The organism is Actinokineospora enzanensis DSM 44649, assembly GCF_000374445.1.
Taxonomy (GTDB): Bacteria; Actinomycetota; Actinomycetes; order Mycobacteriales; family Pseudonocardiaceae; genus Actinokineospora; species Actinokineospora enzanensis.
In genome coordinates this window covers 25,913-38,076 of record NZ_KB894407.1, presented here as the reverse complement: position 1 = coordinate 38,076, position 12,164 = coordinate 25,913, and the positions used below count along the sequence as shown (strand labels likewise).

Sequence of the window (12,164 nt, the reverse complement as noted above, 5' to 3'; positions counted from 1 at the left end):
GCCGTGTCACGCACCATCATCGACGTCCACGTCATCCAGACCGTCCCGCCCAGCAACATCAACCGGGACGACACCGGGAGTCCCAAGACCGCCGTGTACGGCGGCGTCCGCCGCGCGCGGGTGTCCAGTCAGGCGTGGAAACGGTCCACTCGGGACGCCTTCGACCGGTTGCTTGACCGGGAGAACCTGGGCGTGCGGACCAAGCAGGTCGTCGAGATGATCGGCGGGGTGATCGCCGAGCAGGAGCCCGACCTGGCGGAACGGGCGCCGGAGCTGGCCACGGCCGTGCTGGAGGCGGCCGGGTTCAAGCTGAAGGCGGCGCGCAAGAAGGACGCGCAGGACGAGTCCGAGTTCCTGCTGTTCCTGTCCCACCGGCAGGTCCGGAACCTGGCCGCGCTGGCCGTCGAGGCGGCCCGGACCGCGACCGGGGACAAGATCGCCGTCGACAAGGGCGAGGCCAAGGCGCGCGCGGACCGGGACCACTCGGTGGACGTGTCGTTGTTCGGGCGGATGGTGGCGAACCTGCCCGACCTGAATGTGGAGGCCGCCGTGCAGGTGGCGCACGCGTTGAGCGTGCACGGGGTCACCAACGAGTACGACTACTTCACCGCCGTGGACGACCACAAGTCCGCCGACGACGAGGAGGACTCCGGGGCCGGGATGATCGGCACGGTCGAGTTCAACTCGTCCACCCTCTACCGCTACGCCGCGCTCGACGTCGACCTCCTGCGCGGGAACCTCGGCGACACCGACGCGACCCGGCGTGCGGTGGAGGCGTTCGCGCGGGCGTTCGTGATGAGCATGCCGACGGGCAAGCAGAACACGTTCGCGAACCGGACGCTGCCGGACGCGGTGCTGCTGGTGGCCCGGGAGACTCAGCCGATCAACCTGGTGGGCGCGTTCGAGGACGCCGTCGGGGAGGGCGAGAAGGGCGGCCGGATCGCGGCGTCGATCCGGCGGTTGGCCGACCACGCGCGGGAGTTGCATGAGGCGTTCGACGAGACGCCGGTGCGGGTGTGGGCGTTCGGCGGCGGTGAACGGGTGGAACCGCTGGCGGAACTGGGCGAACGGGTGACCCTCGACGGGGCCGTGGCGGCGTTGGGAGCGCTGGTGGCCGAACGGGCTCCGTCGTGAGCACGCTCGTGTTGCGGCTGGCGGCGCCGTTGCAGTCGTGGGGCACGCGCAGCCGGTTCACCCGGCGCAACACCGACCGCGCGCCCAGCCGCAGCGGGGTCATCGGGCTGCTGGCGGCGGCGAAGGGCGTCCAACGAGACGAGTCCCTGGACGAGTTCCGCGCGCTGACGATGGGTGTGCGGATCGAGCAGGCCGGGCAACTGGAACGGGACTTCCAGACCGCGCGGAACCGGGACGGGACGGAATCCATGCCGTTGTCGTACCGGTTCTACCTGGCGGACGCGGTGTTCGTGGCGGCCGTGCAGGGGCCCGACGCGGTGATCGACGAACTCGTGGCCGCGCTCAAACGGCCCGCGTATCCGTTGTTCCTGGGACGACGGTCTTGTCCCCCCGCCGGGAAGCTCGTCCACGGGGTGGTCGATGGCGATGTCCTGTCCGCACTGACACACACACCGTGGCTGGCCGCGCGCGCCGTGCGGGAACGAGACCGGAACCCGGAGGTGCGGTTGGACGCCGTGCTGGACTGCGCGCCCGGGACTCCCACCAGTGACCTGGTCCAGGACGTTCCACTTTCCTTCGACCCCCGCCACCGCCAGTACGGCTGGCGCAGCGTGATCCGCCGCGAGATCACCGTCCCCAACCCCGGTCGAGAAGACCACGACCCGATGAGCCTCCTCTGATGTACCTGACACGATTCGAGTTCAACACCGCCCGCCGGGGCAGCCGCGAGCTGCTGGCCTCACCGCACCGGTTGCACGGCGCGGTCCAGGCGGCCTTTCCCACCGACCGCCGGGAGGCCCGGCCCGAGGGACGCATCCTGTGGCGGGTCGACCAGCGGGAGCACCGGGCGTTGTTGTACCTGGTGAGCCCGTACGAGCCGGATCTGACGCACGTGGTCGAGGTCGCCGGGTGGCCGACCACGGAGGCGTGGCAGACGAAGCCGTACCGGCCGTTGTTGGAGAAGTTGGATGTGGGACAGGAGTGGGCGTTCCGGTTGACGGCGAATCCCGTGTACCAGACGAAACTGGATCCCACGGCCAAGCGGTCGAAACGGCTGGGGCACGTGACCGTGCGGCAGCAGACGGAATGGCTGCTGACGCGATGCGAGCGGCTCGGGTTCCGGATCATGCCTGCGGTGGGCGGGGAACCGGATGTGGCGGTGCAGGGCAGGCGGGTGTGGACGTTCCGACGGGACAGCCGGGACGTCACGTTGGCGACCGCAACCTTCGGCGGCCGCTTGGCGATCGAGGACGCGGAGGCGTTCCGGCACTCGCTGACGCACGGCATCGGCCCGGCCAAGGGGTACGGCTGCGGCCTGCTCACCCTGGCACGGTGACGACCCGCGATCCCCTAACGTCCTGGGCGGTGGGACGACTTCTCCAGTGACCGGACGTGGAGGGGCGGGCATGACGCGCGAGCTGATCACGAGGCTGGCCAGGTCGGGGGTCGCGGAGGTGGCGCCGGGCGAGCTCCCGGCCTTCGAGGCCGTGGCCGGGGCGCGGCTGGACGACTCCGGTCGGCTGCGGGGAACGCCACGGCGCGGGCCGGACGTGCTGGGGTCCGGGTTGGACTTCGTGGTGGGCGCGGTGTCGTCGGGGGCGTTGGTCGTGGCCAAGGCCGTGGTCGACGCGGCGGCGGAGCGGACGGTGGACGCCGCCGGGGGCCTGCTCGGTCGGATGATCCGAAAGATCCGCAAGCGACCCACTGTGCGGGCGCGGACCATCGAGGAACTCGCGGCGGAACTCGACGACGTCCGGGTGGAACTGATGCGGCACCGAGGGATCGAGGCCGCACGACGGGCCGGGTTGACCGAGCAGCAGGCCGGGGAGATCGTCGAAGCCATGTTGCGAAACCTGCGGAACAGCTGAGACTCACCACAGTTCGAGGAACACCCGACTGTATACGATCAGCCCGGACACCAGCGAGAACAGCGCCAGCGCGACCAGCACGCGGGCGGTGTGCGTTCCACCGTGTTCCACAACTTCCGTGCGAGGCAACAGATACGCGACAGCGAGGACGATCGGGCAGGCGGCCGTCGCGAGCCCCGTGCCGAGCACAGTGAGCCCGCTGTAGACGGCGCCGACATGTGACCAATCATGGCCCATGCAGGTGAACGCGGCCGGTCCGCATACCGCCACGTAGTAGGGCACTGTCGCGCACAACGAGACCAGAGCCACGCAGACCAAGCTGCCCAGCAGGCAGGCCGACAGCGTGAAACGACCTGCCCGACGAGCCGACAGCACTCCCGCGACCAGCGCACCCACCGTCATCGTCGCGATGATCGCGAAGGTGAGGTACTCCAGGAAATGCGGAACGGTGACGACGGTCGTATACAGCTCCTGCCCGTCCACCAGGTTCACCACCCACGCCCCGGCGAGGAGCACCACCACGGTCACCGCGGCAACCCACGCGGCCGCGAGCAGGGCCGCTCGAAAGGGACGCTCACGGGCACCCCACAACGTGAACAGGCAGGCGGCCAACGGGAGCAACGCGACCCCGGGCACGGCGACGAGCGCGGACAACGGCGCGTAGTCGTACATCAGGATCTTCGCGGCGGGCCAGGCCAGCAGCGCGGGCGACTCGTGGTCCGGTGCCGTCAGCAGGCGGACGTTGAAGGTGTTGTGCGCCGACACCCAGATCGACATCGGGGGCAGCAGTCCGAGGACTCCCCACGCGGCGGTCGCGAGACAGCTCCGCCGCAGCGACGTGGCCGACGACCACGCGAACGCGGTCTCCCGCGCCCACCGGAACAGCAGTGTGAGAATCAGGGCGAGGCCGACCGTGGAGATGCCGACATCGAGGACCTTGCCCCAGGTCGTGGCGTCGAAGACGCCCACGGTACCCGCGTCGGCGTAGACGGTGGCCAGCGGCTCCCCCACCATGAACCCGACCGCCACCGGCACCGCGCGTCGCCAGGAGGCGGTGGACCGGCCGGTGTGGCGGAGGAGGACGGCGTCCCGCCAGCCCAGCACGGCGGCGAACCCGGCGGCGATGACCAGCGCCAGCACGGTCGCCGGACCGAAGCTCACGATCACCAACCACAGGGCGTCGGCGACCCCGGGCGAGCTCAGCATGATCCGCTGCAGGCCGCTCGCGCTGATGACCCCCGTCGCCAGCAGTCCGACCCAGCCGGTGACCACCAGCGTCATGACGGTCAACGACATCCCGACGCCCGCGGCGAACATCGCGAACGCACCCGGCCCGACCAGCTGTGCCGGATCGGTGAGCGCGTCCAACCGGGTCTCGGTCGGGGGGTGCGGGGCCAGCGGGTTCCACCGGAGCCGCCTGCGTGCGGCTGTCGAGCGGATCATGGCGGCGAGGTCACCGTCCGGGTCGTGTCGGTGCGCGGTGACGTCGGCGAGCGTTTCCCTGGCCCGCAGCACGGAAGCCCTGGTCAGGTACACCAACACGACCAACACGATGACCGCGGCGACCATGTGCCCGTTCCACCGAGGCGCGTCGGGCCCGGCCCCGAAGACACCTGGTACGACAAGCGAGACCAGATAGGGCAACACGACCAGGACAACGAAGGCACGCCACGCGGCGATGGTGAGATAGGTCGGTCCGGAGTCCCGGTTGCGCACGTGTCCCAGTTCGTGCCGGATCGTTCCGGAAAACCATCCCGGAGGCACGGTGCCAAGCAGTCCCGCGCCCAGAAGGACCTGGACGCGGCGACCGGTTCCGAACACCATGGCGTCGGTGCGGGACTCGTCGGGATACACCAGGAACCTTGGTGCGGTGGGGAGTTCGAACAGTCTGGTGAGGGCGTGTAACCGGGTGAGGGTGTCCGGATCGGTCACCTCGTCGTATCCCCGCCACCCGCGCCCGGTCCAGAACCTGGCCAGGATCCACTGTTGCGCCAGGTAGAGCAGCAACGTCAGCGACACGACCAAGATCACGCCGACGAGCGACCACACGACCATGGACCCGGTGAACCGACGGAGACACTGCACGTCCGCCAACGGAGTCGCGCCCGCGCCGGTGGCGGCCCCCGCGGGAACACGGCCCAGGCACGTGCGGGCCGTGGCCTCCGCGCCTGACTCGGCGAGCAGCGAGAGGTGACCGTAGACGGTGGCCGAGGTCGCGACGATCACCAGGACCAGCACGGCGAAACGCAGGGACAGGCCGGTGGGCAGGACTTTCTTGTCGGTCAACAGGTCCTGGCACCGCTCGCGGGTCGGCTCGGCGGTCACCACCGCGCGGACACCTTGTCGACGGCGCGCCGAGCCACAGCCTCGATGGTGGCCGGGTCCCCGGTGAGGTTGACCATCGACACCATGATCACCGTGCCGCCATGGGCGGCGACGAGCACGTCCTGCCAGAACAGCACGGTCCCGTCCGGGGTGGCGATGGTCATCCGGACGGCCACGCTCCGGTCCCCCACCGTCGCGGCGGACAGGGCGGCGGTGGTGAACACCAGGTCGATCCCCAGCAGGGACCCGTCGAACCGCGCGCACGCGGTGGGCAGGGTGGCGAAGGTGGCCATAGCGCCCGCAGTGTGCTCGTTGAACTGCAGAAGGGTCTCGGTCATCGTCAACCCCGCGGCCTCGTCGACGAACGCGGCCGTCACCGAGGCGGTCGCGCCCGGCGGGTCGTCGGCCAGGATCGGGCAGTCGGCGAGCGAGCCGAACCCGATGGCTCCCGGCGCGTCGGCGAAACCGGCGGGGAGCTCCGCCGGGGTGAGCAGCGCCGCCCGCAGGTCCGTCTCGCCCGGAACGAACGACAAGGGTGCCGTCGTCGGCGCGGGTGCCGGGGGCGGCACCGGCGGTGCGATGCCGGGTCCGGGCGGTGATGCGGCCATAGGACGGGTGGTGGTGGCGCGGTGGTTCGCCGTGGTGGGTGTCGGCGTGGTGGGTGTCGGCGTGGGTTGGAGCGCGCCCGTTGCCTCGCCCGCGCCCGGCGCGGGGATCGTGACCACGATCGGCGGGGCCGTGGTGGAGGTCGGGGGCGGTGTGCTGACGGTCGGGGTCTCGGTGATCGTGGGCATCCGCGCGCATCCCCCGAGTACGGCGCACACGAACAGGCAGGCCCCCAGTCGACTCCGGCGAGACGCCATGGTCAGCCCTCCATGGGCGGTCGATACTGGCACTGCTTTGATCGTCGAAGCGTCCCGGTTCGTAACCGGACCGGTCGGGTGAGTGGGTTTTCGTGGATGAACCAGACCGGCCATTGCCGAGGAACGGTTCGCTGCCGTCGACTATCGGCGCATCGATCACCGGATGACGGGACGTCGGCAATGACGATCGGCCCGGCGGCTCGTGTCAGGCGTGACTGTTCGACTTTTCCGGAACATGCCAGGTGGTCATGTGGACATGTCCCGGTTTCGGCTGGCGGGTGTCGGTGGGTGCTCGCCCATCGTCCGGGCTGACGAACGACCGGTGCGGCGGCCGACCCCGTCCTCTTGGGACTCGAAGGCAGGCCGCCGCGCCGGGTCAGGCGAGGTGGTCGACGAGGGTCTTGGCGATGACGGGGGCGCTGGCCGGGTTCTGACCGGTGACCAGCGGACCGTCTTGAACGACGTGCGGCTGCCAGTCGGCGGTGGACCTGGTGAAGTTCGCGCCGCGCAGGGTGAGGTCGTCCTGTAGCGAGAAGAGCAGGTGGCGGGACAGGTCCAGCTCGTCGTCCTCGGTGTTGGAGAACCCGGTGACGGTGCGCCCGGCCACATACGGGGTGCCGTCGGGAGTCTTGACGTCGCGGAGGATGCCGGGGGCGTGGCAGACCATGGCGACCGGGGTGTCGGCGGCCAGGGCGTGCTCGACCATGCGGATCACCCGGGAGTCGGCGGCCAGGTCCCAGAGCAGGCCGTAGCCGCCGGGGAAGAACAGGGCGTCGAAGTCGTGGGGGTCGACGGTGGCCAGCGCGTTGGTCTCGCGGATGGCGCGCATCCCGGTCTGGTCGTCGAGGAAGCGGTCGGTGTTCGCGGTGGTGAACGGCGCCTGCAGGCTGAGGTGGTCGATGGGGGCCTCGCCGCCTCGGGGTGAGGCGAAGACGACCTGGAAGCCCGCATCGGTGAACACGTAGTACGGGGTGGCGACCTCCTCGAACCAGGTGCCGGTCTTCTTCCCGCTGACACCGAGGTCGGCGTGCGAGGACATCGTGACGAGGATCCGCCGTGGTCTGGGCATCGAGACTCCTTCGAGGTAGTCTACCTACTAGTAGATAGGGCACCGCAGAGCCTGGTCATGGACGGCGGGACCGTCAAGGGAGTGAGATCGTCGTCACGCCTACCTATCGACAGGTAGGGTGACGGCATGGACCGAGTCGACACCCGGGGCGCCCTGCTCGACCATGCGACGCGGCTGGTCAGGACGCGGGGCTACGCGGCGTTCAGCTATGCCGACCTCGCCGAGGCCGTCGGCATCCGGAAGGCCAGCGTGCACCACCACTTCGCGACCAAGGAACAGCTCGGCGTCGAGCTCGTGACCCGCTACACCGAGCGGTTCCAGGCCCGGCTCGCCGACATCGACCGGCTCGCCGCCGACCCGGTCGACGCACTGCGGCGGTACGCCGCGCTCTACCGCGACGGACTGTCCGATGGGGAGGCATGTCTGTGCGGGGTGATCGCGGCCGAGATCGCCGCCGTGCCGCCCGCGATCGCCGCCGGTGTCACAGAGTTCTTCCGCGTCAACCGGGAGTGGTTGTCCACTTTGCTGGAGAACGGCGAGCGCTCGGGAACCCTGTGTCCACAAGGGAATCCGGACGATCACGCCGCTGTCCTGCTCGCCACCCTGGAAGGTGCCGTGCTCATCGCCAGGGCCCACGCCGACCCGTCCACATTCGACCATGTCGCCACCACCGCGATCGCCGTGCTCACGAGGGCCTGCGCGATCACCGGATAGGTGGCCCGTTCCCCTCGGCGATGCAGGCCGCGGCGGCCATCACGCGGCCGGGTGCAGAAACCGCACTGCAGGGCATCTTTGGCGACGAACGCGCGTTGCACCGGATGCGGTTCTCGGGCGTGCCAAGACCCTCCACCGTCGTGATGGTGCTCGACGCCGTTGGCGCGGAGGGAAACCCTTGTGGTGACGGGTATCGCGGCGCGGTTCTCGGTTGCCTGCCCGGTCATCGGCCCTCCCTTCGCGGCGGGGTCACGGCCTCGTCGGTCGGGGCAGGGAGTGCTGGTAGACGAGGGCGCCCAGGAGCGCGGCCGCGGCGCCGACCACGGGGATCCAGGGGAAGCCCGCCGAGGACAGGAGCAGGCCGCCCGCCGCGGAGCCGAGCGAGGTGCCCAGGTACATGAAGAAGCTGTTCCAGGCCATGACCGAGCCGCTCGCGGTGGGGAACGCGGCGACCAGGCGGGACTGGTAGGCGGGCAGGCACGGGTAGGCGGCCAGGGCGAACACGCCCAGCGCGGCCAGGAGCAGCCAGGCGGGGGCGTGCAGGAGCAGGTCGACGGCCAGCAGGGTCGCGGCGACCAGGATCAGGCTGGTGGTGGCGACCACGCGGGAGCCGAACCGGTCGGCCAGCCGACCGCCGCCCAGACTGCCCGCCACGGCGCCCAGGCCGTAGACGATCAGCGCGGTGGCGATGGCCCCGGTGGACAGGCCCGCGACATCGGCGAGTCCGCTGCCGAGGTAGGTGTAGAAGGAGTACACGGCGAACGCCCAGATCCCGGTGACGGAGACCGCGCGCAGCTTGCGGATCAGCGGGATCTTGTCCGCGGTCTGACCCACGGCGGCCACCGGGGCGCCACGCGGCCAGGTGAAGCGGTTGACCACGGCCAGGACCGTGGACAACGCGCCCAGACCCACGAACGGCGCCTGCCAGCCCCAGACCGAGGCGACGGCGGTGCCGGTGGGGGCACCGGTGGTGAGGGAGATCAGGAACCCCGCCATGGCGATGGACATCCAGGCGCCGCGGCGCGCGGGCGGGGCGGACTGGCCGACCAGGGCCAGCAGCGAGGGCGTGACCCCGGCGGCGAACAGGCCCGCGACCACGCGGGCGGCCAGCAGCAGGCCGAATCCGGGGGCGAGCGCGGTCAGCGCGTTGGCGACGGCGAACCCGGTGAGGCCGATGACGAGCACGGTCCGGCGGCCCGCGCGGTCGGCCAGCGCGCCGCCGAGCGGGGCGCCGAGCATGTAGGCCAGGGAGAACACGGTGACCGTCGAGCCTGCGGCGCCGGGCGAGACGTGGAACTCGGTGGCGATGGCGGGCAGCAGCGGGGACACCACGAACAGGTCGGTGCCGATGACCAGCAGCGTCAGGAAGGCGACCGCCACGGCCACTGGGCGGCCGGTGCCCGCGCCGGGCGGCTGGGTCGGTGGGGCGCCGGTTGTCGGGTCGGTGGTGCTGGTGGAGCTCATGCGGCTCTCCTGCGGGATTGCTTCGCTGGCGTTTATTTTTCCAGCATACTATATTCGAGCGAAATACCCTTGGGGTGAAGTACCCTGGCCGGGTGAGCGAACGCGATGACGTCGACCGGATGCTCGGGGAGTGGGGCTGGTCCGACTACGACCTGGACCTGCGGCAGATGGCCGTGTCCAAGCGGATCAGCCTGCTGGCCCGGCACCTGGAACGGCTCGCGGTCGACACCCTCGCCCCGCTCGGCCTCGACCCCGGCGAGTTCGAGGTGCTGGCCATCCTGCTGCGCAGCGGGCGGGCGCACGAGCTGTCCCCCAGCGCGCTCAACCGCTGGCTGATGATCTCCGGCGGCGGCCTCACCAAGCGGCTGGTCCGGTTGGAGGACCGCGCCCTGGTCGCCCGCAGGCTCGACCCCGGCGACCGCCGGTCGCTGCTCGTCGCGCTCACCCCCGCCGGTGTCGACCTCGCCGAACGGGCCGTGCACGCGCATTCCGCGGCGACCGCCGACGTGATCGACCGGGTGGGCCCGGAGGCCCGCGAGCAGCTGTCCGCGCTGCTGCGCGACCTGCTGCTCACCCAGGACGGACACGGCACCCCCGACCCGGTCGACGCCGTCAAGCGGGCCGACGCGGTCACGAGCTGACCCGACCGCCGACACGATCCGCCCCCTCGCGCCGTACCCACGGACCGGCGCGAGGGAGGTCGTGCGGTCAGCTCGTGCAGGTCGCCGATCTCGCAGGCGACCAGGGCGCGGATGCCCGACTCGGTGTTCAGCATGAGATTCCGGTTCTCCACGAGATCCGCAAGGCACAAGGACTCCCACCGGTCGGCGAGTGCCCCGGAAACCTGCTTGGCCTGCCGGGACGCGACTTCCGCGGCACTGTCCGCCTTCTCGGCTCCGCTGCCGCCGCAATACGTTGCCGTGAGCGGAAAAGGCGACGACACCGGTGGTCGTTCTCTTGATACTGGCAGGTATGGAGAGGGTCGAGGTCGTCGTCGCCCATGACGAGCGGGCCACGCTGCGGGTCGGTGCCGTGTTCCTGAAGGTCGACGGCGATCGGCGGCGGGTGGATGCCGAGCTTGCGGCGATGGCCATGGCGCCGGTCCCCACCGCGAAAGTGTTGTGGCACACGCCGCCCGTGCTCGCGCTCGCCGCTCTTCCCGGCACGGCACTCGGCTGCCTCGGCAGGCCGTCGACCGCGTCCCCGGCGGCATGGGCGGCCGCGGGTACCGCCATTCGGGCACTGCACGACGCGCCGCTGCCTACGCGGTCCGGCCCTTCCGCCGAGGAGATCGCGGCGGACCTCGACCGCGAATGCCGGTGGCTCATCGCCGACGATGTGCTATCCGCCGACGTGGTCGAGCACAATCGCCGGATCGCCCAGGGCGCGCTCCGACCGTGGAAACCGGTGTTCGTCCACGGAGACCTGCAAGTCGGGCACGTGTTCGTGGATGGCGACGACATCACCGGTGTGCTCGACTGGTCCGAGGCGGCCCAGGGGGACGCCCATTACGACCTGGCCATGCTGACGCTCGGGCACCGCGAACACCTCGGCGACGTCATCGCGGGCTACGGCACCGACGTCGACCTCGATGTGATCCGCGCATGGTGGTCGGTGCGCGGCCTGCTGACGATCCGCTGGTTGGTCGAGCACGGCTTCGACCCGGCGGCACCGGGTTGCGAGATCGACGTGCTGAAGTCCCAGGCGTGACAGCAGGTTCCCGCCCTCCACCACGAACGCCTCTCGCGTGGGTGCCTCGATGGGGTGCTGCCTGCGCTGGTATGGCCGTCGGGTCGGGGCACGACGGGTGCTCACGCTCGTGAGCGGTCCCGGTTGCGCAGTTCGACCAACTGGTAGGCCATGCCCGGCACCGTGCCGGGCGGTGTCTCGGCAGCCATCCGGACCGCCAGGTCCGCGTCCCGGGCCAGGTCGTGCAGGGTGTCGAGGTTGCCGAGCGTGCTGAACCCGAGCAGGGCCCGACCATCGGGGGTCAGCCAGGAGCCGACCTCGGCGAGGAACCGCCGGTGCGTCCGGTAGCCCGCGTCGAAGATCGCGTGGTCGAGGTCGTCGGCCGCGCGGAAGTCGTCCGGGGCCTCGATGAACGGGGAGTTCCAGAACACCACGTCGAACCGGTCGCCGGGATCCAGCGGGGCGAACAGGTCGCCGTGCCGGACGCGCACGACGTCCGCGACTCCGTGCCTGCGCACGTTGCGCGCCGCGTTCTCCACCGCCACGACGGACACGTCGGTGGCGACCACCTCGGCGCACCCGTGCACGGCGGCCATCACCGCCGTCACCCCGGCACCGCAGCCGATCTCCAGGAACCGGCCGCCGACCGGGAACACCGTCCATTCGGTGAACAGCCGGGTGGACAGGCAGAACACCGGCGCGAACACGCCGTCCATCAGCTCCCACGTGCGGTCGAACATGGTGAACTCGGCGGGGCGCTGGGCGGGGGCGGCGTTCAACCGGCGCAGCCAGGTGCCGCGCTCCATCGGCTCCTCGGACATCAGACCCGCACCACCCGCGTCGCGTCGGTGCCGGGCCGGGGTCTGTTCCTGGTCATCATCGGGTTCGCGCTCCTGGTCGAGGTGGGGGGTGGGCCGTCGACGAGCAATCCCGGATCCACGCGCCACTCCCGGATCCGCAGGCGCGGCGACGACACCGTGCCGGTGCCGTCGACCTCGTGAACCGTAGACCGTCCACCCCGCGCGCCGCCATACCGTC

13 protein-coding genes are annotated in these 12,164 nt (G+C 70.8%); 8 read left to right on the top strand and 5 right to left on the bottom strand.

The window, feature by feature from the left end:
- The first annotated feature begins 3 nt into the window (after positions 1-3).
- The 4 genes from cas7e to C503_RS0108385 all read left to right on the top strand — a co-directional run bounded on the left by cas7e (position 4) and on the right by C503_RS0108385 (position 3,002).
- Positions 4-1,134: a type I-E CRISPR-associated protein Cas7/Cse4/CasC gene (gene cas7e, locus C503_RS0108400; protein ID WP_018681744.1), complete on the top strand. Its 1,131-nt coding sequence runs from the start codon at positions 4-6 to the stop codon at positions 1,132-1,134.
- A complete protein-coding gene (gene cas5e, locus C503_RS0108395) occupies positions 1,131-1,814 on the top strand; it encodes a type I-E CRISPR-associated protein Cas5/CasD (protein WP_018681743.1) in 684 nt (227 codons plus the stop codon). The genes cas7e and cas5e overlap by 4 nt, the downstream gene beginning before the upstream one ends.
- Positions 1,814-2,470, top strand: coding sequence for a type I-E CRISPR-associated protein Cas6/Cse3/CasE (cas6e, locus tag C503_RS0108390; RefSeq protein WP_018681742.1), 657 nt, complete (start codon positions 1,814-1,816; stop codon positions 2,468-2,470). The genes cas5e and cas6e overlap by 1 nt, the downstream gene beginning before the upstream one ends.
- A 70-nt stretch (positions 2,471-2,540) precedes the next feature.
- Positions 2,541-3,002 (top strand): hypothetical protein, encoded by a 462-nt coding sequence (locus tag C503_RS0108385; RefSeq protein WP_018681741.1) that lies wholly within the window; start codon positions 2,541-2,543, stop codon positions 3,000-3,002.
- A gap of 3 nt (positions 3,003-3,005) precedes the next feature.
- Here the strand turns inward: C503_RS0108385 and C503_RS0108380 are convergent, their stop codons facing one another.
- The 3 genes from C503_RS0108380 to C503_RS0108370 all read right to left on the bottom strand — a co-directional run bounded on the left by C503_RS0108380 (position 3,006) and on the right by C503_RS0108370 (position 7,259).
- Complete coding sequence (locus C503_RS0108380) at positions 3,006-5,327, bottom strand: M48 family metalloprotease (RefSeq protein ID WP_156893076.1); 2,322 nt, start codon at positions 5,325-5,327, stop codon at positions 3,006-3,008.
- Positions 5,324-6,121: a hypothetical protein gene (locus tag C503_RS45770; RefSeq protein ID WP_018681739.1), complete on the bottom strand. Its 798-nt coding sequence runs from the start codon at positions 6,119-6,121 to the stop codon at positions 5,324-5,326. The genes C503_RS0108380 and C503_RS45770 overlap by 4 nt, the downstream gene beginning before the upstream one ends.
- A 445-nt stretch (positions 6,122-6,566) precedes the next feature.
- On the bottom strand, positions 6,567-7,259 hold the full coding sequence (locus C503_RS0108370) for a type 1 glutamine amidotransferase domain-containing protein (RefSeq protein ID WP_018681738.1): 693 nt from the start codon (positions 7,257-7,259) through the stop codon (positions 6,567-6,569).
- A 126-nt stretch (positions 7,260-7,385) separates the two neighbouring features.
- Here C503_RS0108370 and C503_RS38615 point away from each other — a divergent pair, with 126 nt between their 5' ends.
- Positions 7,386-7,973, top strand: a complete 588-nt coding sequence (locus tag C503_RS38615) for a TetR/AcrR family transcriptional regulator (protein ID WP_018681737.1) — start codon at positions 7,386-7,388, stop codon at positions 7,971-7,973.
- A gap of 249 nt (positions 7,974-8,222) precedes the next feature.
- Here C503_RS38615 and C503_RS0108360 read toward each other — a convergent pair whose 3' ends face one another.
- Positions 8,223-9,437, bottom strand: coding sequence for an MFS transporter (locus C503_RS0108360; RefSeq protein ID WP_018681736.1), 1,215 nt, complete (start codon positions 9,435-9,437; stop codon positions 8,223-8,225).
- Positions 9,438-9,529: 92 nt separating this feature from the next.
- On the opposite strand from C503_RS0108360, the gene C503_RS38610 reads away from it, so the two are divergent.
- Both C503_RS38610 and C503_RS0108350 read left to right on the top strand, forming a co-directional pair.
- Positions 9,530-10,078, top strand: a complete 549-nt coding sequence (locus C503_RS38610; protein ID WP_018681735.1) for a MarR family winged helix-turn-helix transcriptional regulator — start codon at positions 9,530-9,532, stop codon at positions 10,076-10,078.
- A gap of 331 nt (positions 10,079-10,409) precedes the next feature.
- Positions 10,410-11,147, top strand: coding sequence for a phosphotransferase family protein (locus tag C503_RS0108350; protein ID WP_018681734.1), 738 nt, complete (start codon positions 10,410-10,412; stop codon positions 11,145-11,147).
- Between the two features lie 101 nt (positions 11,148-11,248).
- Here the strand turns inward: C503_RS0108350 and C503_RS0108345 are convergent, their stop codons facing one another.
- Positions 11,249-11,947 carry a methyltransferase gene (locus tag C503_RS0108345; RefSeq protein WP_018681733.1) on the bottom strand — a complete coding sequence of 233 codons (699 nt, stop codon included), beginning with the start codon at positions 11,945-11,947 and terminating at the stop codon, positions 11,249-11,251.
- A 27-nt stretch (positions 11,948-11,974) separates the two neighbouring features.
- Here C503_RS0108345 and C503_RS46730 point away from each other — a divergent pair, with 27 nt between their 5' ends.
- Positions 11,975-12,127 carry a hypothetical protein gene (locus tag C503_RS46730; protein ID WP_018681732.1) on the top strand — a complete coding sequence of 51 codons (153 nt, stop codon included), beginning with the start codon at positions 11,975-11,977 and terminating at the stop codon, positions 12,125-12,127.
- The last annotated feature ends 37 nt before the right edge of the window (positions 12,128-12,164 follow it).

Coding starts and splice junctions, on each gene's coding strand:
- cas6e (WP_018681742.1), top strand. CDS start 1,814: ATGTACCTGACACGATTCGAGTTCAACACCGCCCGCCGGGGCAGCCGC.
- C503_RS0108385 (WP_018681741.1), top strand. CDS start 2,541: ATGACGCGCGAGCTGATCACGAGGCTGGCCAGGTCGGGGGTCGCGGAG.
- C503_RS45770 (WP_018681739.1), bottom strand. CDS start 6,121: ATGCCCACGATCACCGAGACCCCGACCGTCAGCACACCGCCCCCGACC.
- C503_RS0108370 (WP_018681738.1), bottom strand. CDS start 7,259: ATGCCCAGACCACGGCGGATCCTCGTCACGATGTCCTCGCACGCCGAC.
- C503_RS38615 (WP_018681737.1), top strand. CDS start 7,386: ATGGACCGAGTCGACACCCGGGGCGCCCTGCTCGACCATGCGACGCGG.
- C503_RS0108360 (WP_018681736.1), bottom strand. CDS start 9,437: ATGAGCTCCACCAGCACCACCGACCCGACAACCGGCGCCCCACCGACC.
- C503_RS0108350 (WP_018681734.1), top strand. CDS start 10,410: ATGGAGAGGGTCGAGGTCGTCGTCGCCCATGACGAGCGGGCCACGCTG.
- C503_RS0108345 (WP_018681733.1), bottom strand. CDS start 11,947: ATGTCCGAGGAGCCGATGGAGCGCGGCACCTGGCTGCGCCGGTTGAAC.